Source organism: Micromonospora sp. WMMC415 (assembly GCF_009707425.1).
Taxonomy (GTDB): domain Bacteria; phylum Actinomycetota; class Actinomycetes; order Mycobacteriales; family Micromonosporaceae; genus Micromonospora.
The window spans coordinates 705,380-726,513 of the sequence record NZ_CP046104.1; the positions used below are offsets into that span (position 1 = coordinate 705,380).

19 protein-coding genes are annotated in these 21,134 nt (G+C 73.8%); 10 read left to right on the forward strand and 9 right to left on the reverse strand.

The features are described from left to right. Positions 1-5: 5 nt before the first annotated feature. Positions 6-605 (reverse strand): hypothetical protein, encoded by a 600-nt coding sequence (locus GKC29_RS03465; RefSeq protein ID WP_155329445.1) that lies wholly within the window; start codon positions 603-605, stop codon positions 6-8. A 96-nt stretch (positions 606-701) separates the two neighbouring features. On the opposite strand from GKC29_RS03465, the gene GKC29_RS03470 reads away from it, so the two are divergent. After that, positions 702-1,907, forward strand: a complete 1,206-nt coding sequence (locus GKC29_RS03470; RefSeq protein WP_155329446.1) for a PKD domain-containing protein — start codon at positions 702-704, stop codon at positions 1,905-1,907. Here GKC29_RS03470 and GKC29_RS03475 read toward each other — a convergent pair. Further along, on the reverse strand, positions 1,877-3,169 hold the full coding sequence (locus tag GKC29_RS03475; RefSeq protein WP_155329447.1) for an acetyl-CoA C-acetyltransferase: 1,293 nt from the start codon (positions 3,167-3,169) through the stop codon (positions 1,877-1,879). The two genes, GKC29_RS03470 and GKC29_RS03475, sit on opposite strands and share 31 nt — an antisense overlap. A gap of 55 nt (positions 3,170-3,224) precedes the next feature. Here GKC29_RS03475 and GKC29_RS03480 point away from each other — a divergent pair, with 55 nt between their 5' ends. Genes GKC29_RS03480 through GKC29_RS03490 form a run of 3 tightly spaced genes read left to right on the forward strand, consistent with a single transcriptional unit; the run spans position 3,225 to position 6,338 of the window. After that, the gene (locus GKC29_RS03480; protein WP_155329448.1) at positions 3,225-4,613 is read left to right on the forward strand and encodes a 3-oxoacyl-ACP reductase; all 1,389 of its coding nucleotides are present in this window, start codon (positions 3,225-3,227) and stop codon (positions 4,611-4,613) included. Beyond that, positions 4,613-5,677, forward strand: a complete 1,065-nt coding sequence (locus GKC29_RS03485; protein WP_155333962.1) for a MaoC/PaaZ C-terminal domain-containing protein — start codon at positions 4,613-4,615, stop codon at positions 5,675-5,677. Before GKC29_RS03480 ends, GKC29_RS03485 begins: the two co-directional genes overlap by 1 nt. Before the next feature lie 55 nt (positions 5,678-5,732). Then, positions 5,733-6,338: a DedA family protein gene (locus GKC29_RS03490; protein ID WP_155329449.1), complete on the forward strand. Its 606-nt coding sequence runs from the start codon at positions 5,733-5,735 to the stop codon at positions 6,336-6,338. A gap of 63 nt (positions 6,339-6,401) precedes the next feature. On the opposite strand, the gene GKC29_RS03495 is transcribed toward GKC29_RS03490, so the two are convergent. Beyond that, positions 6,402-7,040, reverse strand: coding sequence for a TetR/AcrR family transcriptional regulator (locus GKC29_RS03495; protein ID WP_196255793.1), 639 nt, complete (start codon positions 7,038-7,040; stop codon positions 6,402-6,404). Positions 7,041-7,109: 69 nt separating this feature from the next. Here GKC29_RS03495 and GKC29_RS03500 point away from each other — a divergent pair, with 69 nt between their 5' ends. The 4 genes from GKC29_RS03500 to GKC29_RS03515 all read left to right on the forward strand — a co-directional run bounded on the left by GKC29_RS03500 (position 7,110) and on the right by GKC29_RS03515 (position 11,787). Continuing rightward, complete coding sequence (locus GKC29_RS03500) at positions 7,110-7,562, forward strand: SCP2 sterol-binding domain-containing protein (RefSeq protein ID WP_155329451.1); 453 nt, start codon at positions 7,110-7,112, stop codon at positions 7,560-7,562. A gap of 1 nt (position 7,563) precedes the next feature. Continuing rightward, entirely contained in the window at positions 7,564-8,778 is a 1,215-nt protein-coding gene (locus GKC29_RS03505; protein ID WP_155329452.1) for an acyl-CoA dehydrogenase family protein, read from the forward strand. 98 nt (positions 8,779-8,876) lie between these two features. Continuing rightward, positions 8,877-10,439 (forward strand): AMP-binding protein, encoded by a 1,563-nt coding sequence (locus GKC29_RS03510; protein WP_155329453.1) that lies wholly within the window; start codon positions 8,877-8,879, stop codon positions 10,437-10,439. Positions 10,440-10,461: 22 nt separating this feature from the next. Next, positions 10,462-11,787 (forward strand): MFS transporter, encoded by a 1,326-nt coding sequence (locus GKC29_RS03515; RefSeq protein ID WP_155329454.1) that lies wholly within the window; start codon positions 10,462-10,464, stop codon positions 11,785-11,787. On the opposite strand, the gene GKC29_RS03520 is transcribed toward GKC29_RS03515, so the two are convergent. The 5 genes from GKC29_RS03520 to GKC29_RS03540 all read right to left on the reverse strand — a co-directional run bounded on the left by GKC29_RS03520 (position 11,778) and on the right by GKC29_RS03540 (position 16,975). Continuing rightward, positions 11,778-12,596 carry a hypothetical protein gene (locus GKC29_RS03520; protein WP_155329455.1) on the reverse strand — a complete coding sequence of 273 codons (819 nt, stop codon included), beginning with the start codon at positions 12,594-12,596 and terminating at the stop codon, positions 11,778-11,780. The two genes, GKC29_RS03515 and GKC29_RS03520, sit on opposite strands and share 10 nt — an antisense overlap. A 13-nt stretch (positions 12,597-12,609) precedes the next feature. Continuing rightward, entirely contained in the window at positions 12,610-13,125 is a 516-nt protein-coding gene (locus GKC29_RS03525) for a SigE family RNA polymerase sigma factor (protein WP_155333963.1), read from the reverse strand. 99 nt (positions 13,126-13,224) lie between these two features. Then, positions 13,225-14,472: a phosphoribosylamine--glycine ligase gene (gene purD / locus GKC29_RS03530; protein ID WP_155329456.1), complete on the reverse strand. Its 1,248-nt coding sequence runs from the start codon at positions 14,470-14,472 to the stop codon at positions 13,225-13,227. Positions 14,473-14,556: 84 nt separating this feature from the next. Beyond that, positions 14,557-15,492 (reverse strand): hypothetical protein, encoded by a 936-nt coding sequence (locus GKC29_RS03535; protein WP_155329457.1) that lies wholly within the window; start codon positions 15,490-15,492, stop codon positions 14,557-14,559. Between the two features lie 193 nt (positions 15,493-15,685). Continuing rightward, the gene (locus GKC29_RS03540) at positions 15,686-16,975 is read right to left on the reverse strand and encodes an adenylosuccinate synthase (RefSeq protein ID WP_155329458.1); all 1,290 of its coding nucleotides are present in this window, start codon (positions 16,973-16,975) and stop codon (positions 15,686-15,688) included. 125 nt (positions 16,976-17,100) lie between these two features. Here GKC29_RS03540 and GKC29_RS03545 point away from each other — a divergent pair, with 125 nt between their 5' ends. Together GKC29_RS03545 and GKC29_RS03550 are read left to right on the forward strand one after the other, a co-directional pair. Beyond that, positions 17,101-18,096 carry a hypothetical protein gene (locus tag GKC29_RS03545; RefSeq protein WP_155329459.1) on the forward strand — a complete coding sequence of 332 codons (996 nt, stop codon included), beginning with the start codon at positions 17,101-17,103 and terminating at the stop codon, positions 18,094-18,096. A 71-nt stretch (positions 18,097-18,167) separates the two neighbouring features. Then, complete coding sequence (locus GKC29_RS03550; RefSeq protein WP_155333964.1) at positions 18,168-20,504, forward strand: chromosome partitioning protein; 2,337 nt, start codon at positions 18,168-18,170, stop codon at positions 20,502-20,504. A 48-nt stretch (positions 20,505-20,552) separates the two neighbouring features. Here GKC29_RS03550 and GKC29_RS03555 read toward each other — a convergent pair whose 3' ends face one another. Beyond that, complete coding sequence (locus GKC29_RS03555; RefSeq protein WP_155329460.1) at positions 20,553-20,981, reverse strand: DUF3151 domain-containing protein; 429 nt, start codon at positions 20,979-20,981, stop codon at positions 20,553-20,555. Positions 20,982-21,134: the final 153 nt, after the last annotated feature.

Consider the following 21,134-nt stretch of genomic DNA (forward strand, 5'->3'; position numbering starts at 1 on the left):
CGACGTCACACCTCCGGGACGTCGTGCACGGTCGCGGTCACCACGAGGGTCTTCGTCTGCGTGCCGTGGGCGTTGCGGACCGTCAGCAGGTAGGTGTGCCGCTGGACGTCGCCCTCCGACCCGGAGCAGGGGAAGTTCAGGGTCTCGCTGCCGGTGGGCGGGTAGTTGTCGGCGTACACGCCCGGGCCGTCGACGGACAGGGCGACGGAGTCGACGTTACTGGCCTTCCACTCGAGGACGACCGACGTGCCGGCGATCGGGTTGGCGCTGGTGCCCGCTGGGCAGGACGGCTGCTGCGCGACCCGGAAGTAGGTGATGGACGGGCCGGTGCTCGTCGTCGACCCGGCGCCGGACTTCCCGCCGCTGCTGCCGGTGCCGCCCGTCGCCCCCGTGCCGGTCGGGCCACCGCCGGCCGGTTGCCCGCCCGCCGTCGTGCCGGGAGCGGATGTGCCCGGTCCGGACGTCGGCACTCCGCCCGGGGTCTCGGTGACCGAGGTCGTGGCGCTGGACTCCGAGGTGCTCGTGCCGGCGGACCCGCAGCCGGCGACCGCCAGCGCGGCGACCAGGGCGACGACGGTGGTGCGGAGCAGGGCTGGACCGGACATGACCACTCCCCTCGCGAGACCCCGTCACCGGTGAGGTCCGGGCGGGCTGCGTCCACGGTAGGAACGGTCGGCAACACCGGTCGGCCGCCAGGCGCCGTGCTGCCGTCCTCCACGATCTACGGCTGGAACGGCACCCGGATGACCCTCGCGGCGTTCCGTACGGCGTCGGGTCAGGCCGCACACGACCGCGAGAGTGACAACAACGTTGACAAGCGGGACTCGGCGAACTCGGCAGCCCCCGGGTACCAGACCACCGACGAGTGGGGCGTCGCGCGCGTCGACGACTGGGCCGTACCGAACACCGGCGCCAGTCCGACTTCGTACGCCGACCGCGGCGCTACCGAGTTGGTCCGCTATCCCAGCGCCCAGCTTCGTGCGGTCCTGAATCTGGCCGCCGACTCGGTGCAACTCGACGCCTCGGCGTCGCAGCCCGGCAGCGCGCTGATCGCCTCGTACCGCTTCACGTTCGGCGACGGCACGACCGTCACCCAGACGTCGCCGAGGATCACCCATCGCTACGCCAAGCCGGGCAACTACCACGTCGCCGTCGACGTCATCGGCACCGACAACCGCTCGACCAGCGCCGGCAGGGACGTGAGCGTGCTGCGGCGGCTCGCGACGGTGGGCCTGCTCGCCGTGGGCAACCAGCGCTACGTCGGGCGCGACCCGAAGTCCGGCGGTCCGCTGGGGCCGAACCGGACCACGCTGGACTCGACGGCGGAGTTCGACGTCGCCGACGCCGGCAACGGCCAGGTCGCCCTCTTCTCGCGGGCCGATCAGGGCTACCTCACCACGGACGCCACGGGTAGTGCGGCGTTGACGCCTGGGCTTCCCACCGTGACCACGCCGCAGCGGTTCACGATGCAGCAGAACAGCGACGGCACCGTCAGTCTCAAGTCCGCCGCCAACGGCCGGTACGTCAGTACCAACGCCTCCGGATCGTTGATCCCGAGCGCGACGGCGGTCGGGCCCGCAACGAAGTTCTACCGGGCGAATGTCGCCGATGCGAACAAGTCGCTCCGACAGGCGATCGTCAGGCGCTTCGTGACGGCCGACCCGGCGGGTACGAAGCCGCTGATCGCGAACAGCACCACCGCCGGCAGCAACGAGCGGTTCGACCTCGTCGACCTGGGTGGTGGACGGGTAGCCCTGTTCGCCCACGCCAACCGCCGGTTCGTCGTGGCCGACGCGGCGGGCACACGACCGCTGATCGCGCGCACCACCGCCGTCGGCTCGGATCTCCGTGGCGGGCGCCGGTTCCTCGTTTCCGGTCAGCGCTCCAGGATCGCGGTCACGCCCTGACCACCGGCCGCGCAGATCGAGATGAGGCCCCGGCCGCCGCCCTTCTCCGCGAGCAGCTTGGCGAGCGTCGCCACGATCCGGCCGCCGGTGGCCGCGAAGGGGTGCCCGGCGGCCAGCGAGGAACCGTTGACGTTCAACCGGTCCCGGTCGATCGCGCCGAGCGGGGCGTCCAGGCCCAGCCGGTCCTTGCAGAACTCCGGCGACTCCCACGCGGCCAGGGTGGCCAGCACCTGCGAGGCGAACGCCTCGTGGATCTCGTAGTAGTCGAAGTCCTGGAGGGTCAGGCCGGCGCGGGCCAGCATTCGGGGCACGGCGTACGCGGGTGCCATCAGCAGCCCCTCGTCGCCGTGCACGAAGTCGACGGCGGCGGTCTCCGACCAGGTGAACCACGCCTGCACCGGCAGGCTGTGCTCCCGCGCCCACTCCTCGCTGGCGAGCAGCACGGTGGACGCGCCGTCGGTCAGCGGCGAGGAGTTACCGGCGGTCATGGTGGCCTGGTCGGCGTCCGGCCCCTTCGTCCCGAAGACCGGCCGGAGGCCGCCGAGCTTCTCCAGGGTGGTGTCCGGCCGCAGGTTCTGGTCGCGGGTCAGCCCGAGGTACGGCGTCATGAGGTCGTCGAAGAAACCCCGCTCGTACGCGTCGGCGAGCCGCTGGTGCGACCGCAGCGCCAGCTCGTCCTGGGACCGCCGGTCGATCTGCCACCGGACGGCGGTGCGGGCGGCGTGCTCCCCCATCGACAGCCCGGTGCGCGGCTCGGCGTTGCGCGGGATGTCCGGCCGGAACGGCTGCGTCGGCCGGAGCCGCGCGGCGATCCTCAGCCGCTCGCCGAGGGTGCGGGCGCCGTTCAGCTTGAGCAGCGTGCGGCGCATCTCCTCGTTGACGGCGAGCGGCGCGTCCGAGGTGGTGTCGACGCCACCGGCGATGCCGACGTCGATCTGGCCGAGGGCGATCTTGTTGGCGACCAGGATGGCCGCTTCCAGGCCGGTCCCGCAGGCCTGCTGGACGTCGTACGCGGGGGTGTGCGGGTCGAGCTTCGAGCCGAGCACCACCTCGCGGGTGAGGTTGAAGTCCCGCGAGTGCTTCAGCACCGCCCCGGCCACCACCTCGCCGACGCGCTGGCCGGCCAGCCCGTAGCGGGCCACCAGCCCGTCGAGCGCCGCGCCGAGCATGTCCGAGTTGGACGCCTCCGCGTACCGCGAGTTGGAGCGTGCGAAGGGAATGCGGTTGCCGCCGATGACCGCGACCCGCCGGATGTTCTGCACGATCCCGCCTCCTCGAAAGGCTTGCTCTCAACCTACTCGCCAGTAGGCTACGCCTATGACCGACAGGTACGCGAGCTTCGTCCAATCGGGGGCCGGCCGCGCGCTGGTCAAGCGCCTCGGGCTGCCCGACCCGCCGCGCCTGCGCCGGCACCGCTCCGGCGACCCGCTCCTCCCCGGGCCCGTCCTACTCGGCGCCGCCGCCGGTGGCCGCCTCGTCGAGCCGGTCGGCAAGATCCTGACCGCCGCCGGGGTCGAGCTGCGCGACCCGGCCGCCGTCGAACCGGCCGGGGACACGTCGGCACAGCCGGCCCCGGCCAGCGCACGCTTCGGCGCCCTGGTGTACGACGCCACCGGCATCACCGACTCGACCGGGCTCCGCCAGCTGTACGACTTCTTCCACCCCCATGCCCGCTCGGTGCTGCCCAGCGGGCGGGTCATCGTGCTGGGCACCACGCCCGCCGAGTGCCCGTCGCCCCGGGAGGCCACCGCGCAGCGGGCCCTGGAGGGGCTGACCCGCAGCATCGGCAAGGAGTTCGGCCGGGGCGTCACCGCCCAGCTCGTCCACGTCACCCCGAGCGGTGACGCGAGCACGCTCACCAGCCTCGACGCCACCCTCCGGTTCCTGCTCTCCGGCCGGTCCGCGTACGTGTCCGGGCAGGTGGTCCGGATCGGCACCGGGCGGGCGGAGCCGCCCGCCGACTGGGACCGCCCGCTGGACGGGCAGATCGTGCTGGTCACCGGCGCGGCGCGCGGGATCGGCGCGGCACTGGCCCGGGTCCTCGCCCGCGACGGCGCCCAGGTGGTCGCCCTGGACATCCCGGCCGCCGGCGACGAGCTGGCCCGGGTGGCCAACGAGATCGGCGGGACCGCCGTCCAGCTCGACCTGACCACCCCGGACGCGCCGGCCCGGCTCGCCGAGCACCTGGCAAGCCGGCAGGGCCGGGTCGACGTGGTGGTGCACAACGCCGGCATCACCCGGGACAAGACCCTCGGCCGGATGGACGTCGACCGCTGGGACTCGGTGCTCGACGTCAACCTGTCCAGCCAGGAGCGGATCAACGACGTGCTGCTGGAACGTGAGCTGATCCCGGCCGGCGGGCGGATCGTCTCGGTCTCCTCGATCGCGGGGATCGCCGGCAACCGCGGGCAGACCAACTACGCCACCAGCAAGGCCGGCGTGATCGGCCTGGTGGAGTCGCTCGCGCCGGCGCTGAGCGGCCGCGGGATCAGCGTCAACGCGGTCGCCCCGGGGTTCATCGAGACCCGGCTGACCGCCCGGATCCCGCTGATGCTGCGCGAGGCGGGCCGGCGGATGAACAGCCTGTCCCAGGGCGGCCTGCCGGTCGACGTGGCCGAGACGATCGGCTGGCTCGCCTGGCCGGCGAGCGGCGCGGTGAGCGGCAACGTCGTCCGGGTCTGCGGCCAGAGTCTGCTGGGGGCGTGATGGCGGGCCCGAAGGAACCATCCGACGACCTCACCGTCGACGAGCTGATCGAGGGTCCCACCCAGGTCATCCCCGAACGCGACCTCGCGGCGCCGCACCCCGGCGGCCACGACGTGAGCCTCGAGTCGACCCACGACCTGTCGGCGCTCGCCGACGACCGGACGCACGACCTGACCGCGACCGCCGCGCGGGTCGTTCGGTCCCGCGTCGAACTGGCGCAGATGCCGGCGGCGGGGGCGCTCTACCGCCGGGCGCTGCTCGGCGCGCTGCCCGGCCGCCGCGGCCGGCGCGCTCCGCAGCCGCCGTCGGTCGAGCTGGCCGTCGCCGAGGTCGCCGTGGACCGGAGTCACCTCGCCGCGTACGACCGGGTGTGCGGGTTCCGGCTCACCGACCGGCTGCCCGCCACCTTCCCGCACATCATGGGCTTCCCGCTGGCGCTGCGCCTGATGACCGCCCCGGACTTCCCGATCCCGCTCACCGGCGTGGTCCACGTCGGCAACCGGATCACCGTCCACCGGCCGATCCGCGCCGACGAGACGCTCGACTTCACCACGTACGCCGAGAACCTGCGCCCGCACGACCGGGGCCGGGTGGTGGACGTGGTGCTGGTGGGTTCGGTCGGCGGCGAGGAGGTCTGGCGCGGCGTGTCCACGTACCTCGGGAAGGAGCGCACGCCCGGCGGCGGCGAGCGGCGCGACCGGGCCGAGCCGACCCTGGCGCCGGCCGCCTCGGCCCGCTGGCGGGTCGAGCCGTCGGTCGGTACGGCCTACGCGCGGGTCTCCGGCGACCACAACCCGATCCACACCTCGCGGCTCGGCGCGCGACTGTTCGGGTTCCGGCGCCCGATCGCCCACGGCATGTGGAGCAAGGCGCGCTGCCTGGCCGCGCTGGAGCCCCGGCTGCCGGACGCCTACACGGTCGACGTGGCGTTCAAGCTGCCGCTGCCCCTACCCAGCACGGTCAACTTCAACAGCACCCCCACCGGAAACTTCGCCATCCACGACTCCCACGCCCGCCCACACCTGCTCGGCACGGTCCGGGCGGAAGGAAGGGCCCCCTCTTAACGCCTTTTGCATAGGAAGGGCCCCTTCTTAACAGCCCGGCCCCGAGCATGGGGGCATGGAGTCCGTGCTCGACCTGCTGCGACAGACGGTCACCTCACCGTGGGTGTACCTGCTGATCTTCGCGCTCACGGCGGTCGACGCGGTCGTCCCGATGGTGCCCGGCGAGGCGGCGGTGATCGCCGCGGCCGTGCTCGCCACGAGCGGCCAGCCGGAGCTGGTGGCGGTCTGGGTGTCCGCCGCGCTCGGCGCGATCGCCGGGGACCATGTCTCATACGAGATCGGACGCGGCGGCGGCGCGCGGCGGCTCGCCAACTTCCCGGCGGAGAGCCGGCGCAGGGCCAGCTTGGAGTGGGCCCGCCGGGCACTGGACCGGCACGGCGGGATGATCCTCACCACCGCGCGCTACGTCCCGGGCGGCCGGACGGCGGTCACGCTGACGATGGGTGCGGTCCGCTACCCGCGGCGGTCGTTCCTGCTGTACGACGCGATCGGTGGGGTGACCTGGGCGCTGTACTGCGTGCTGCTCGGCTATTTCGGCGGGATCACCTTCGAGCGGGACCCGCTCCGGGGCGTCCTGGCCGGCCTGGGCGTGTCGGTGGTGGTGACGGTGCTGATCGAGGCGGTGCGCCGTGCCCGCCGCCGGACCACCGCCCGCGGCTGACGGGCGCGGCGCTGTTAAGAAGGGGCCCTTCCTCTACCGGAGGCGTTAATAAGGGGCCCTTCCTTACTGCTCGGGTGGGCGCCAGGTGGTGCCGTGCAGGAGTTGGGCGGCGCCGACCCAGGCGACGTTCATCATCCGGGTGGCGGTCTTCTCCGGGTCGGCCTCCGCATGGTCGGCGAGCCAGTCCGCGAGCGACTCGGTCGCGCCCACCAGGGCGTACGCGACCACCTCCAGCTCGGCCTCGGTCACCTCGCGGCCCTCGGCGCGCAGCGCGTGGTCGAGCATCCCGGCGACCACCTCGACCATTCGGGCCCGCATCGCGGCGAGCTCCCCGGCGAACGGCTGCTCACCACGGGCCTGCCGGTAGAGCACGGCCCAGCCGTCCCGGTGCGCGCCGACGAAGCCGAAGAAGGCGCGCAGCCCGCGCCAGAGCCGCTCGTCGGCCGGCAGGTCGGGGGCGGCGGCACCGGCGATGGCCTGCATCATCCGCGTCCCCTCGCGGTGCAGGCAGGCGACGAAGAGCTCCTCCTTGGTGCCCAGGTACGCGTACACCATCGGCTTGGAGATGCCGGCGTCGTCGGCGATCTCGTCCATGCTGGCCGCGTGGTAGCCCCGTCGGGAGAAGACCTTGACCGCCGCGTCGAGCATCTGCTGCTCACGGACGGCCCGCGGCAGTCGTTTGAAGGTGGGGGTGCTGGACACCCTTGCGAGCATACCTACTCGTGCGTAGGGTTACGCACGAGTAGCCAATTCCCCCGGAAGGTGCGCCTGATGACTGACTTCGACCCGGCCAACTTCGCCAACGTCGGCCCCAAGGAGTTCGCGCAGCTGGTCAAGTCCACCCCCGACGACAAGATCGCCGAGGTGATGTCCGGCGACCTGCGCGGCAAGATCCTCAGCGAGGTCTTCGGCCGGATGCCGCAGCTGTTCCGGGCCGACCGGGCCGGCTCGACCAACGCGGTCATCCACTGGAACATCACCGGCCGCCCCGACGGTGGCACCGACACGTACGAGGTCGTCATCGCCGACGGCACCTGCACGGTCAACGAGACCCCGCAGCACGACCCGAAGCTCAGCCTCACCATGGGCCCGGTCGAGTTCCTCAAGACCGTCTCCGGCGGGGCCAACCCGGTCATGATGTTCATGACCGGCAAGCTGAAGGCCAAGGGCGACCTGGGCCTCGCCGCCAACATCGCCAACCTGTTCGACATCCCCAAGGGCTGACATGGCCGAGTTCTCGCTCGACCTGACCGAGGAACAGCGGGATTTACGCGACTGGGTGCACGGCTTCGCAGCCGAGGTCGTGCGCCCGGCCGCGGCCGAGTGGGACGCGCGGGAGGAGACTCCCTGGCCGATCATCCAGGAGGCCGCCAAGGTCGGTCTCTACGGCTTCGAGTTCCTCGCCACCTGCTGGGCCGACCCCACCGGGCTCTCGCTACCCATCGCCAGCGAAGAGCTCTTCTGGGGTGACGCCGGCATCGGCCTGAGCATCTTCGGCACCGGGCTCGCCGTCGCCGCCATCTACGGCGCCGGCACCCCCGACCAGCTCGTCGAGTGGGTGCCGCAGTGCTTCGGCGACATCGACTCGCCCGCCGTCGCGGCGTTCTGCACCAGCGAACCCGAGGCGGGCTCCGACGTCGGCGCGATGCGCACCCGGGCCGTCTACGACGAGGCCAGCGACGAGTGGGTGCTGCGCGGGCAGAAGGCGTACGCCACCAACGGTGGTATCGCCGGGGTGCACGTCGTCACCGCCTCGGTCGACCCGGAACTCGGGTCGCGAGGGCAGGCGGCGTTCGTCGTCCCGCCGGGCACCGCCGGGCTCAGCGCGACCCGCAAGCTGCGCAAGCTGGGCCTACGCGCGTCGCACACCGCCGACGTCTTCCTCGACGACGTACGGGTGCCCGGGCGCTGCCTGCTCGGCGGCAAGGACGCCCTCGACGAGCGGCTGGCCCGGGCCCGGTCCGGGCAGCGCGCCTCCGGTCAGGCCGCGATGCGCACGTTCGAGCTGTCCCGGCCCACCGTCGGCGCGCAGGCGCTCGGCGTGGCCCGGGCCGCCTACGAGTACGCGCTGGACTACGCGAAGGACCGGATCCAGTTCGGACGCCCGATCATCGAGAACCAGGCGGTCGCGTTCGCGCTGGCCGACATGAAGATGGAGATCGACGCGGCCCGGCTGCTGGTCTGGCGCGCCTCCTGGATGGGGCGCAACAACCGGCCCTTCACCGCCGGCGAGGGATCGATGTCCAAGCTGAAGGCCGGCGAGGTGGCCGTCGCCGTCACCGACAAGGCGGTGCAGCTGCTCGGCGGCGCGGGCTTCCTGCGCGACCACCCCGTGGAGCGCTGGTACCGGGACGCCAAGATCTACACCATCTTCGAGGGCACCTCCGAGATCCAGCGGCTCGTCATCTCCCGCGCCATCTCCGGCGTCCAGATCCGCTGAGCCCCGCCAGCCCGGCCGGTCCGCGGCTGCACCGTTCGTCGAGGAAGGGCCCCCGGGTTCCGGGGGCCCTTCGCGTACCGCCGAAGGAGGCCAGTGGCATGGACCTGCCGTTCGTCGTCGCCACCCTGACCCGCCGCGGACTGCTCACCCCCGGCCGGCCGATCCGGGTCGCCGCCCAGCTCAACTCCCTGCGCCGGTGGGGCTGGAGCCTCGCCGGCGAGCTGCGCCAGGCCGCCGCCCGGGATCCGGGCCGCACCGCGCTGGTCGACGAGCAGGGCGCGGAGTTGACGTACGCCGAGCTGCTCGACCGGTCCGAGGCGCTGGCCCGGGCGCTGCGCGCGGCGTACGGCCTCCACGCCGGGGAGCGGATCGGGGTGCTCTGCCGCAACCACCACGGCCTGATCGAGACGATCGTCGCCGCCACCCTGCTCGGGGTCGACGCCGTCCTGGTGAACACCGGGCTCTCGGCGGCGCAACTCGCGACCGTCGCCGAGGAGCAGCGGCTGCGGGCACTGGTGCACGACGACGAGTTCGCCGAGCGGCTCCTCGGCCTCCCCGACGAACTTCCCCGCCTCGACGAGCGGGCCCGCGAGAAGTTGACCGTCGACGCCCTGCCCGGCTCGCTGACCCCGCCCGAACGCGACGGCCGGATCATCGTCCTCACCTCGGGCACTACCGGCGCGCCGAAGGGCGCGCGGCGGCCCACACCGAACGGCTTCGGCCCGCTGGTCGCCATCATCGACCGCATCCCGCTGCACGTCCGGGACCGGGTGCTGATCGCCGCCCCGATCTTCCACACCTGGGGCTTCGCCGCCCTCCAGGTGTGCTTCGCGCTGCGCGCCACGATCGTCCTGCACCGCCGCTTCGACCCGGCCGCCACGCTCGCCGCCCTCGTGACGCACCGGTGCGACGCGCTCTTCGCCGTACCCGTCATGGTGCAGCGACTGATGGAGGTGCCGCCGCCGGACCCGAAACCCCGGCTGAAGGTCGTCGCGGTCAGCGGGTCCGCGCTGCCCGGCGGCCTCGCCACCGCCTTCATGGACACGTACGGCGACGTCCTCCACAACCTGTACGGCTCCACCGAGGTCTCCTGGGCGTCCATCGCCGGCCCGGCCGAACTGCGCGCCGCCCCCACCACCGCCGGCCGGCCCCCGCACGGCACCCGCGTGGCCATCCTCGACGAGGCCGGCGAGCCGGTACCGCGCGGCCGGGTCGGCCGGATCTTCGTCGGCAACGAGATGCTCTTCGAGGGCTACACCTCCGGGGCGGACCGGGAACGCCACGACGGCCTGGTCGACACCGGTGACCTGGGCCGGATGAACACCGACGGCCTGCTCTTCGTCGACGGCCGCGCCGACGACATGATCGTCTCCGGTGGCGAGAACGTCTTCCCGTCCGAGGTGGAGCACCTGCTCGCGCAGCTACCCCAGATCCGCGAAGCGGCCGTGATCGGCGTGCCGGACACCGAATACGGGCAGCGGCTCGCCGCGTTCCTCGCCCTGCACCCCGGCGAGACGCTCGACCCGGACGCGGTCCGCGAGTACGTGCGGCACTACCTGGCCCGCTTCTCGGTCCCCCGGGACGTCGTCTTCGTGAAGTACCTGCCGCGCAACGCCACCGGAAAGGTGCTCACCCGCGAACTGCGCCGCTACTACGAATGACCGCCCTCTACGCTCGGTCATCATGATCCCCGCCGGGCGTCGCCGCCGTACGCCGTTGCTGCTGGTCGAGGCGGCGACCCTGCTTTCGGCCACCGGCAACGGGGTGGCCATCGTGGCGCTGCCGTGGCTGGTGCTGGAACGCACCGGCAGCGCCACGGCGGCGGGCGTCGTCGCGGCGGCGAGCGGCCTCCCGCTGCTGCTGTCCAGCCTCGTCTCCGGCACGGTGGTCGACCTGCTGGGGCGCCGGCGGACCGCACTGGTCTCCGACGCGCTCTCGGCGGTCTCCGTCGCCGCGATCCCGCTCGTCGACGTCCTGCTCGGACTGAACCTCGGCTGGATCGTCGCGCTGGCCGTGCTCGGCGCGGTCTTCGACCCGGCCGGCCTCACCGCGCGGGAGACGCTGCTGCCCGCCGCGGCGCAGGCCGCCGGGTGGCGGATCGAACGGGCCAACGGCGTGCACGAGGCGGTCTTCGGCGTCGCCTTCCTGGTCGGCCCCGGCATCGGCGGCCTGCTCATCGCCACCGTCGGCCCGAGCGCGACGTTCTGGGTCACCGCCGCCGGCTTCGCGCTCTCCGTCGTGCTGATCGCCGCCGTCCGGCTGCCCGGCGCCGGTCGGCCCGAACGTCCACCGAGCGGCGTGTGGCGCGGCACCACGGAGGGCCTGCGTTTCGTCTGGCGGGACCCGCTGCTCCGCACCATCGCCCTGATCACGATGGTGCTGGTCGCGCTCTACCTGCCGGTCGAGGGCGTACTCCTGCCCGCCTGGTTCGTCGCTCAGGGGGAGCCCGCCCGGCTCGGCACGGTCCTGATGGCCATGAGCGCCGGGTCGGTCGTGGGCGCCCTCGGCTCCGGCGCCGCCGGGCGGCTGGTACACCGCCGGACGCTCATCGCCGTCGCGCTCGTGATCACCGGCGTGGCCCTACTCGGGCTCGCGTTCCTGCCGGCGTACCCGGTGCTGCTCGCCGCCGCCGCGCTCGTCGGCCTCGCGTACGGGCCGGTGAACCCCCTCGCCAACTACGCGATGCAGACCCGCACCCCGGAACACCTGCGCGGCCGGGTGGTCGGGGTGATGACCTCCTTCGCGTACGCCGCCGGCCCGGCCGGCTACCTGCTCGCCGGCCCGCTGGTGGAGTGGCTCGGCCTACGGACGGCGTTCCTGGTGCTGGCCGGCGCGCTGCTCGTGGCGGCCGTGGCCGCCGCACCGCTGCCAGTGCTGCGGACGCTGGACGAGCCACCCCGATACCCGCCCGCCCCGCCCGGCGGGACGACGTGGCGGACCGAGGGGCCCGTCCCGCTGGGCGAGCAGTGGACACCCTCGGCCCATCGCGACCCACCCGGTCAGGGGTAGAGCGTCAGCCCCGGCGCCCGGCCGATGGCGATCATCTGTTCGCCGGTCAGCAACGGTTCCCTGGCGGTGACCGTCGTAGCGGTGCCGTTGCCGGCCGGCTTGATCCGACCGTTGCTGGTCACAACGGACACCAGCGTGCCGTCCGGACGGAACACCGACACCGACAGCTGGATCAAGCCATCACCGAGCGGCATGCGACTGAACACCGAAACCGACCCGTCGGAATGGACCACCCGGTTGCAGTTACGCGAGTCCGGCGCGAACTCGCACGTCGCCTCGTCCCTGGCCGGTCGCGGAGCGACCCGCACCATGAACCATCCGGCTGACTCTCCCTGCCGCAGCTCGCCGCCCGCCTCGTACTCCCGGTAGCTCGGGTGGTACCGGAACTGGGGCGCGCTGCACCGCGGCTGCACCGACTCGACCGAGACGCCGTCCGGCAGCTGGGACGCCACCACCTCCCGAAGCGCGGCGGACAGGCGGCCGACCCCCTCCGCCGGTGTCTCCGTCGGACGGGGACGGACCGTGTCGTGCGACTGCAGCGGCGGCTGCGGGCCGCTGGCCTTCGGGGTCACCGAGTCGCACAGCGGCGTGCCGACGGCCGACGCCGACGCAGCGGGTGGCGGGCCGGCGGCCGGCGTTCCGGCGGGACCGACGAGCATCGCCGGCACCGCCAGGACGGCAGCGACGGCGGCGGCCGCCCCGGTGCCGGCGACCGTCCACGCCCGGTGCCGGCGTCGCCGCGCGTCGGCGCTGATCAGATCCTCCACGTCGATCCGGGTCGGCGGTGCCGTGCCAACGGCCGCACGCATCCGTTGGGAGAGTTCATCCACGGCTTCTCGCCTCCTCCGCTGGGCCCGGCGCTCGGAGCCGTTCACGCAGCGCGTCGATCGCCCGGGCCGTCTGGCTCTTCACGGTGCCGGCGGTGCAACCCAGCTCGCGGGCGGTCTCCTCGACCGAAAGGTCGCAGAAGTACCGCAGCACGAGCACCGCGCGGCGACGCGGCGGCAGCTCGGCCAGCAGGGCGAGGAGGGTCAGCCGGTCCGCGGTGCCGTCGCTGCCCGACCGGACGGCGGCGTCCGGAACCTGCGCCCAGGCGGCCTCGCGCCGCCACGGTCGGCGGCGCTCGTCCAGCCAGACCCGCAGGAGGGTACGCCGGAGCCACGCGTCCGGGCTGTCCATGACAGACACCCGCCGCCAGTGCCGCAGCAACTTGACCAGGGCCGTCGACGCCAGATCGTCGGCGGTGTGCCAATCACCGCAGAGCAGGTACGCCGTGCGGCGCAGCGGCTCCAGCCGGGCACCGACGTACTCGCGGTAACCCTCGATGTCGACGGGCAACCCCGTCACCTCCTCGCCTCACGACTCAAACGGAGGCGACGAGGGTCCGGGTTGCCCGGGGCGGGCGACTTTCTCGGAAGGCGCCACCGGCGGCGGGCGTCAGGCCGGAATGGTGATCCGGCCCTCGACGGCGGCGACGGCGATGTCGGTGCGATGGTGCGAGCCGGCCAGCTCGATGCCGCGTACCAGCTCGTAGGCGGCGTCCCGCGCGGCGGCCAGGTCGGAGCCGGTGGCCGTACCGCAGAGAACCCGGCCCCCGGCGGAGCGCAGGGTGCCGTCGGCGTCGCGACGAGTGCCGGCGTGGATGACGCCCGGGCGGTCGGCGCCGGTGATCACGTCGCCGGCGCGTGGCGTCGCCGGGTAGCCCTCGGCGGCGACCACGACGGTGACGGCGGCGCCGTCCCGCCATCGCAGCGGCGGGTGATCCGCCAGCGTGCCGGTGGCCGCGGCGTGCAGCAGCCCGGCCAGCGGCGTCTCCAACAGCGCGAGGACCACCTGCGTCTCCGGGTCGCCGAAGCGGGCGTTGAACTCGATCACCCGCGGGCCGGCCGCCGTGATCGCCAGGCCGACGTAGAGCAGGCCGGCGAACGGGGTGCCCCGGCGGCGCATCTCCGCCAGCGTGGGGTGGACGACGTCACGCATCACCTCGTCGACCAGGCCGGGCGGGGCCCAGGGCAGCGGCGCGTACGCCCCCATGCCGCCGGTGTTCGGGCCGGTGTCGCCGTCGCCGACCCGCTTGAAGTCCTGCGCCGGCAGCAGCGGAACGGCCGCCTCGCCGTCGGTGACGACGAAGAGCGACACCTCTGGGCCGGCCAGGTACTCCTCGATCACCACCCGGCCGCACTCGCGCGCGTGCTCCTCGGCGCTGGCGCGGTCGTCGGTGACGACGACGCCCTTACCGGCGGCGAGGCCGTCGTTCTTGACGACGTACGGCGCGCCGAACGCGTCCAGGGCGGCGGCGACGCTGTCGGCGTCCGTGCAGGTGTACGCGCGGGCGGTCGGCACCCCGGCGGCGGTCATCACGTCCTTGGCGAACGTCTTCGAGCCCTCCAGCCGGGCGGCCTCGGCGGACGGGCCGAAGACAGGGATGCCCTTGGCGCGTACGGCGTCAGCGACTCCCGCGACCAGCGGCGCCTCCGGCCCGACGACCACCAGGTCGACGCCGGTCTCCACGGCCAACGCCGCCACCGCCCCCGGATCGGCCGCCACCACGTCCCTGATGTCGGCGAGCGCGGCGATGCCCGGATTCCCGGGAACCGCGATCAGCGTCTGAACGGCCGGATCGGCGGCGAGCCCGAGCGCGAGCGCATGCTCCCGCCCCCCACCACCAAGAAGAAGAACCCGCACGCGCCCGATCCTACCGACCCCCCACCCCGCCCCCGTTGATCATGACGTCAGCGGGTGATCTGGAGATCGACTCACCCGCTGACGTCATGATCGACGTGCGCGGGCGGCGGCGATCGCGTTGCGGACGGTCCAGGGGATGTAGGCCGGGTCGAGGGTGTCCTGCCAGGTGAAGCGGAGGATCGTCCAGCCGGCGTTGACCAGGCGGTTCTGCCGGCGGCGGTCGGCAAAGATCGCGTCCGGGGTGCCGTGCGGGCCCCTGCCGTCCGCTTCGGCGATCACCCGGGAGGCGCGCCAGCCCAGGTCGCCGACGCCGAGCAGGTAGCCGTCGTCGTCGCGGACCTCCAATTGCAGGACATCGGGCGGCACCCGGCCGTCGACGCAGCGCAGTCTCGCCCTTGTCTCCAGCGGGGACTGGGCCCGCCCGTCCGCCTCCGCCAGGTAGCTCCGTGCTGCGACCGCTCCCCGCCGACCCCGGATGAGGCGAGGGATGACGAGCAGGTCATCGTCGGCGACAAGCCCTCGATTCAGCGCTGAGTCGAGCACCGAGACTGCCGGATATCGAGCGACCCGAAGGATCACCTCGGCCACGGTGACGAGCGGCGTCGTCGCCGGAAGGCCGTCGATTCGCACCAGCTGACCAGACGAACGCTCGAACTGGTGCAACACCACGTTCGGCGGATCGGCCGGCTGCGGCCGGCCACAGCGCCCGGGCACGGCGACATGCATCTCGCTGCTCTGCGGCAGGCCGGCGATGCCGTGCAGCTCTGCGGCCGTTCCCAGCACGGCGTGGGCGTGCGGCCCGAGCGACAGCAACGCGGCGCGGATCGCACATCGCCGAGACACCTCGCCCTGAGGATCATGGCCGACGAGGTAGACCGCACGCGCAACCGGTCGCCACCGACCAGCCCCGGCCAGCCAGTCGATCTCGTTCCGGCTGAATCCGATCCGCAGCGCCTGCGCCCGGGTGATCAACCCGTCCTGCAGCCCCAGAATCCTGCCCAGCACCTCGTCACGATCCACGGAACATGACGTTGGACCACATTCACTCCGACCGCGAGACCCTGTGGATAACCCCGACCCTCCTGTGGACAACCCACGCCGTGCCCTGGTTGATCATGGAGTTAGCGGGTGATTTAGAGATCAACCAACCCGCTAACTCCATGATCAACGCGGGTGACCCGGGCCCGGGGGGGTGGGGTGGGGGTGGGGTGGGTTAGGGGAGGAGGGGGTGGCGGAGTACGTTTTCCTCGCGGCCTGGGCCTACGCCGACGACGCTGACCTGGGTGCCGCAGAGTTCTTCGATGCGGGCGATGTAGCGCCTCGCGTTCTCCGGGAGTTCGTCCTCGGTTCTGGCCTTGGTGATGTCTTCCCACCAGCCGTCGAGTTCCTCGTACACCGGGGTTGCGTGGTGGAAGTCGGTCTGCGTCATCGGCATGTCGTCGACCCGCCGGCCGTTGATCTCGTACCCGACGCAGATCGGCACCTTCGGCAACCCGGTCAGCACGTCCAGCTTGGTCACCACCAGGTCGGTGACGCCGTTGAGGCGGCACGCGTACCGGGCGACGACGGCGTCGAACCAGCCGCACCGGCGCTCGCGGCCGGTGGTCGTGCCGTACTCGTGGCCGATCTTGCGCAGGTGCTGGCCGTTGTCGTCGAACAGCTCGGTCGGGAACGGCCCGGAGCCGACCCGGGTGGTGTACGCCTTGCTCACCGCGATGACCTTGGTGATGGCGGTCGGCGGGATGCCCGCGCCGACGCACGCCCCGCCGGCCGTCGGGTTCGACGAGGTCACGAACGGGTACGTGCCGTGGTCCATGTCGAGCATGGTCGCCTGGGCGCCCTCGAGCAGCACGGTCTCGCCGCGGTCCAGCGCGTCCCAGAGCATCGCCCGGGTCTCCGCGATGTACGGCGTGAGCCGCTCGGCGTACTCCAGGTACTCCTCGACGGTCGCGTCGACGTCGATCGCCTTGCGGTTGTAGACCTTGAACAGGATCTGGTTCTTCTCGCGCAGGGCGAGTTCCAGCTTCTTGCGGAGGATGCCCGGGTCGAGCAGGTCCTGCACGCGGATGCCCATGCGGGCGACCTTGTCGCCGTACGCGGGCCCGATGCCCCGGCCGGTGGTGCCGATCCGGGACGAACCGAGGTAGCGCTCGACGACGCGGTCCAGCGCCCGGTGGTGCGGCATGATCAGGTGCGCGTCGCCCGAGATGCGCAGCCGGGAGACGTCCACGCCGCGCTCGGCGAGCCCGTCGATCTCGGTGAGCAGCACCTTCGGGTCGACCACCACGCCGTTGCCGATGACGATCCTCGCGCTCGGCGAGAGGGCGCCCGACGGCATCAGGTGCAGCGCGTACTTCTGCCCGTCCGGCGTGATCACCGTGTGACCGGCGTTGTTGCCGCCGGAGTAGCGCACGACGTAGTCGACCCGCTCACCCAGCAGGTCGGTAACCTTGCCCTTGCCCTCGTCGCCCCACTGGGCACCGAGGAGCACGATCGCTGGCATCTTCTCAGCCTCCAGAAGGCTCGGGTGCCAGGTGGCGACCGGTCAGCGAGCCCGGGGTGTCAGGCTAACAAGTAGTGACGGCGCGACCGGCAGGGGTTGCGCCGAGAGTCAGGAGGCTCCAACCCGTGTACGACGTGGTGCTGCTCACCCTCGGCTCGGAGCGGGACGCCCCCGGCGGCTGCGGCAGCGGCGACGGCTGCTGCGGTGGCGCGGGCGAGGCGGCCGCCAAGCCGGCCGAGGAACGCTGCGAGACGCCGCGCGTACCGGTGCTGGCCTGCGCGGACGCGCTGACCGCGCGCGGCGCGCGGGTGGAGACGGTGACCGCCCGCTCGGACGCGGAGATCGACGAGGTGCTCGCCCGCCTCGACGGCCCACCCCGGCCGGACGGTCTCGCCTGGCCCGACCCCGACTCCAAGACCCGCCTCGTCGTCGCCACAGCCAGTGACGCACAGTTGCGCGCCGTGGTGCGCCGGCTGGTCCGGCGGTACGCCCCACCGCCGAGCCGCCGCCCGGAGGACCTGGCCGCCAACCGGACCGTGCCGGACCTGCCGCCGGTCGGCGTACTCCCGCTCGATCCGGCCCGCAGCGGCGCGCACCGGGACCTGGCGGCGCAGCTCGGGTTGCCCCGTGACCCGGCGGCGGTCGCCGCCGCGGTGCTGGACGGCGCACCCCGACGGCTGGACCTGCTGCGCAACGACGGCGGCTCGGTGACGCTCGACGGCGCGCTGCTCGGCGCGGCCGACGAGGGCGGCCGGCCGCTGCAGTGGCGGGGCCGGGTGGAGGTCGACGACACGATCCTCACCGCGGGCGACGAACCGCTGCTGGCCTGCGCGATCGGCAACGCCGGTGGGTACGCCCGGCTGGACGACGTGGCGCTGCTCGCGACCCCGGACCCGACCGACGGCCTGGTCGAGGTCGCGGTGGCCGTCCCGGTGGTCGTCCGGTCGCGGTGGGGTCGCAAGCGGGTACGACTCGAGGTCCGCCGCGCCCGTGGGCGGGCGGTGGCCGTGGTGCCCCGCGAGGGCTCCGTCCCGTTCGTCGACGACGGCGCCGAGGGCACGTTGAGCCGCAAGCGGTCCTGGTGGACCGAGCCGGGCGCCTGGGCGGTGTGGTCGGCCTGACCGGTCCCGGCGATCCGACCCGGCCGGCCCCGGGGGCCTATCCTCGGCAGGAGGAATGGGGAGGACTCGTGGTGGACGAGAACGCCGACCGGTCGTACGCGCCCGGCCAGCAGCCGGTGCCCGAGCGGGACATCGAACCATTGTGGCCCGCAGCCCAGGCAGAGGGAGCGCCGTCCTGGGCGCCACCGGGCGTCCCCGGCCAGCCACCCGCGTCCGCCGGGCCGGCGGTGAGCGGCGGGGCGCCGGTCCCGGGTGGCTGGGCGATGATCGGCCCGCCCGGAGCCGCCCGTCCGTGGAGCCCGGACCCGACCGACGACCGCACCGGCGCGTCGCCCGACGGTGGCGCCTCGTCCGGGTGGGCACCCGCCGACGCCGCATCCGGCTGGGCGCCCGGCGGCCCTCCCCCGTCCGGGTGGGCACCCGGAGGGGCTCCGGCCCAACCCGGCGATCCGGCCCGGTGGGGCGGCCAGACCCCGCTGCCCCCACCGCCGCCCGGTCCGGCCCACGGCACCCATCCGGCGACGGCCGGGGGCAACCTCCCTGGACCGGACGCCGCAACCGCGCCGGTGAGCGGCGGCTCGGCCTTCCCGCACCCCGCCCCACACACCGGTACGGCGTCCGGCGGCGCGGGCGCGGGCCACGCCGGCCCGCCACCGGCCGCCGGCGTGGCGGCGGTGCCGGCACCCCGACCCGGTCAGCCCGCCGGCGTCGACCTCGACCTGCCGTTCAGCCTCGACGCGGCCGGTCCCGCCGGCCCGGGCACCGGCGCTCCGGGCACCGCCGGGGCGCGAGGGGAGACATCGAGGGCGGGGCACGCCGGCGAGGGCTACGCCGAAGCGCGGGGCGAGGGGTCGGCGGCCCCGCAGGCCACGGAGAGCTACGCCGGAGCGCGGGGCGGGACGTCGGCGACCCGGCACGCCGGCGGGGACCACACCGCGCCCGGCGGCACTCCCGCCGGCCGGGCCGGCGAGTCTCCGTGGGCCCAGCCCCCGCAGCGACCCGGGCCGACCGAGCCACCCGGCCATCCGGGCACGGCATCGCCCGCCCAGCCGACCCGCCCGGACGCCGGGGGGACCCCGCCGGAACCCGCCTGGACGCCGCCGGCCGAGGCGGGCACGCCGTCCGCGGCGTGGGGCACCGAAACCGGCGCGCAGCCCGCCGAGGCGGGCACGCCGTCCGCGGCGTGGGGCGACGACACCACCGGCGCACCGCCGGCCGAGGCGGGTACGCCCGCCGCCGCCTGGGGCAACGAAACCGCCCCGCCCGCCCCCGCGTGGGCGCCGCCGACCGAGGCCGTCCCGGCCGCGACCCCGCCCGAGTCGGGCGCCCCCGGCGAGGCGGCTGTCGTGCCACCGCCGCCCGGCCCGTTCCCGCCCCAGCCCGGCTGGTATCCGCCGCCCTGGCAGCAGAGCCCGGTGGCGCAGCCCGGGCCGTACCCGACACCGGAAGCGGCCCCCCAGGCGGGGTGGAGCCCCGAGGTGGGTGCCCCGCCGACGGCCGAGGACTTCGCCCGGCGCCGGCAGGTGCGCCCCGCGGACCCGGTGGCCACGATGGGCGTCCGGGCGGTGGCCAACCGCATCGGGCTGCGCCTGCCGCCCGGCCGGCACGAGCAGGAACTGCGGCGGGACATCGAGATGGTCCGCCGCAACTTCGGCGGGCTGCGGCAGGTGACCGTGGTCAACCCGAAGGGCGGCGCCGGCAAGACCGTCGCCATCCTGCTGCTCGCCATGACGTTCGGCCAGAAGCGCGGCGGTTACGTGCTGGCCTGGGACAACAACGAGACCCAGGGCACCCTGGGCATGCGCGCCCAGCAGGACTTCCACGCCCGTACCGTCCGGGACCTGCTGCGCGACCTGGGGCAGTTCCACGGCTCGCACGGGCGGGTCGGCGACCTGTCCCAGTACGTGCGGTCGCAGGGTGAGGGGATGTTCGACGTCCTCGCCTCGGACGAGTCGGCCACCGGCGGCGAGATGCTCACCGCCGCCGCGTTCGCCGAGATCCGCGAGGTGGTCAGCCGCTTCTACAAGCTGATCTTCGTGGACACCGGCAACAACGTCCGGGCCCAGAACTGGCAGGCCGCGATGGACGCCACCGACCAGTTGGTGGTCACCATGTCGGCGCGGAACGACTCGGCCGAGACGGCCGCCCGGATGCTCGACCACCTGGAGCAGAGCGGGCGGCAGCGGCTGGTCCGGCAGGCGGTGACGGTGGTCTCGATGCCGCCGTCGCGCAAGGAGATCGACCTGCCGGCCATCCAGGAGCACTTCTCGGCGCGGACCCGGGCGGTGCTGCTGGCCCCGTACGAGCGGCTCATCGACACCGGCGAGCCGATCCGGTACGGGGCGCTCTCCGCCGCCACCCGCGACGCCTGGCTCAAGATCGCCGCAGCGGTCGCCGAGGGCCTCTGACCCACGACGAGGGCCGGCCACGCACCCGGCCGGCCCTCGGTGGTGCGGTCAGTTGCTGGCCAGGGCGTCCGCCGCAGCCGGGTCGCAGTCGCGGAGGAACTGGGCGCAGCGGGCCGCCTCGTCCGCCTCGCCGATCGCGTCGGCGGCCCGGGACAGCACGTAGAGGCAGCGCAGGAAGCCCCGGTTCGGCTCGTGCGACCACGGCACCGGGCCGTGCCCCTTCCAGCCGCTGCGGCGCAGCTGGTCGAGGCCCCGGTGGTAGCCGGTGCGCGCGTACGCGTACGCCGGAATGACCTGGCCCGCCGCGAAGGCGCGGGCCGCCAGCGCGGCCCAGGCCGCGCTGAAGGTCGGGAAGCGCGCCGCCACCTCGGCGAACGCCTCGTCGCTGCCGGTCTCCTCGGCGGCGGCCAGGGCAGCGTCGGCCTCGTCGTGCGCGGGTAGGAGGGTGGCCGGTGGCTCCGGCAACAGGTTCTGCATCGTCCCATTCAACCCGCTTCGCAACGCGACACGCGAGAGGGTTGGCGGACCCGGTCGGCTGAACGGGTGAGGAGTTGGTCACGCCTGCGGCCCATGCCGGAGCGGGATGTTTTCCACTACAACTAATGGTCCGGAGCCTCCCCAGGACCCGGT

Excerpts from the sequence above, each read along its gene's own strand:
- GKC29_RS03515 (WP_155329454.1), top strand. The coding sequence starts at position 10,462 with ATGATCCCCGCCGGGCGTCGCCGCCGTACGCCGTTGCTGCTGGTCGAG.
- GKC29_RS03510 (WP_155329453.1), top strand. The coding sequence starts at position 8,877 with ATGGACCTGCCGTTCGTCGTCGCCACCCTGACCCGCCGCGGACTGCTC.
- GKC29_RS03485 (WP_155333962.1), top strand. The coding sequence starts at position 4,613 with ATGGCGGGCCCGAAGGAACCATCCGACGACCTCACCGTCGACGAGCTG.
- GKC29_RS03490 (WP_155329449.1), top strand. The coding sequence starts at position 5,733 with ATGGAGTCCGTGCTCGACCTGCTGCGACAGACGGTCACCTCACCGTGG.
- GKC29_RS03480 (WP_155329448.1), top strand. The coding sequence starts at position 3,225 with ATGACCGACAGGTACGCGAGCTTCGTCCAATCGGGGGCCGGCCGCGCG.
- GKC29_RS03540 (WP_155329458.1), bottom strand. The coding sequence starts at position 16,975 with ATGCCAGCGATCGTGCTCCTCGGTGCCCAGTGGGGCGACGAGGGCAAG.
- GKC29_RS03555 (WP_155329460.1), bottom strand. The coding sequence starts at position 20,981 with ATGCAGAACCTGTTGCCGGAGCCACCGGCCACCCTCCTACCCGCGCAC.
- GKC29_RS03465 (WP_155329445.1), bottom strand. The coding sequence starts at position 605 with ATGTCCGGTCCAGCCCTGCTCCGCACCACCGTCGTCGCCCTGGTCGCC.
- GKC29_RS03505 (WP_155329452.1), top strand. The coding sequence starts at position 7,564 with ATGGCCGAGTTCTCGCTCGACCTGACCGAGGAACAGCGGGATTTACGC.
- GKC29_RS03500 (WP_155329451.1), top strand. The coding sequence starts at position 7,110 with ATGACTGACTTCGACCCGGCCAACTTCGCCAACGTCGGCCCCAAGGAG.
- GKC29_RS03520 (WP_155329455.1), bottom strand. The coding sequence starts at position 12,596 with ATGCGTGCGGCCGTTGGCACGGCACCGCCGACCCGGATCGACGTGGAG.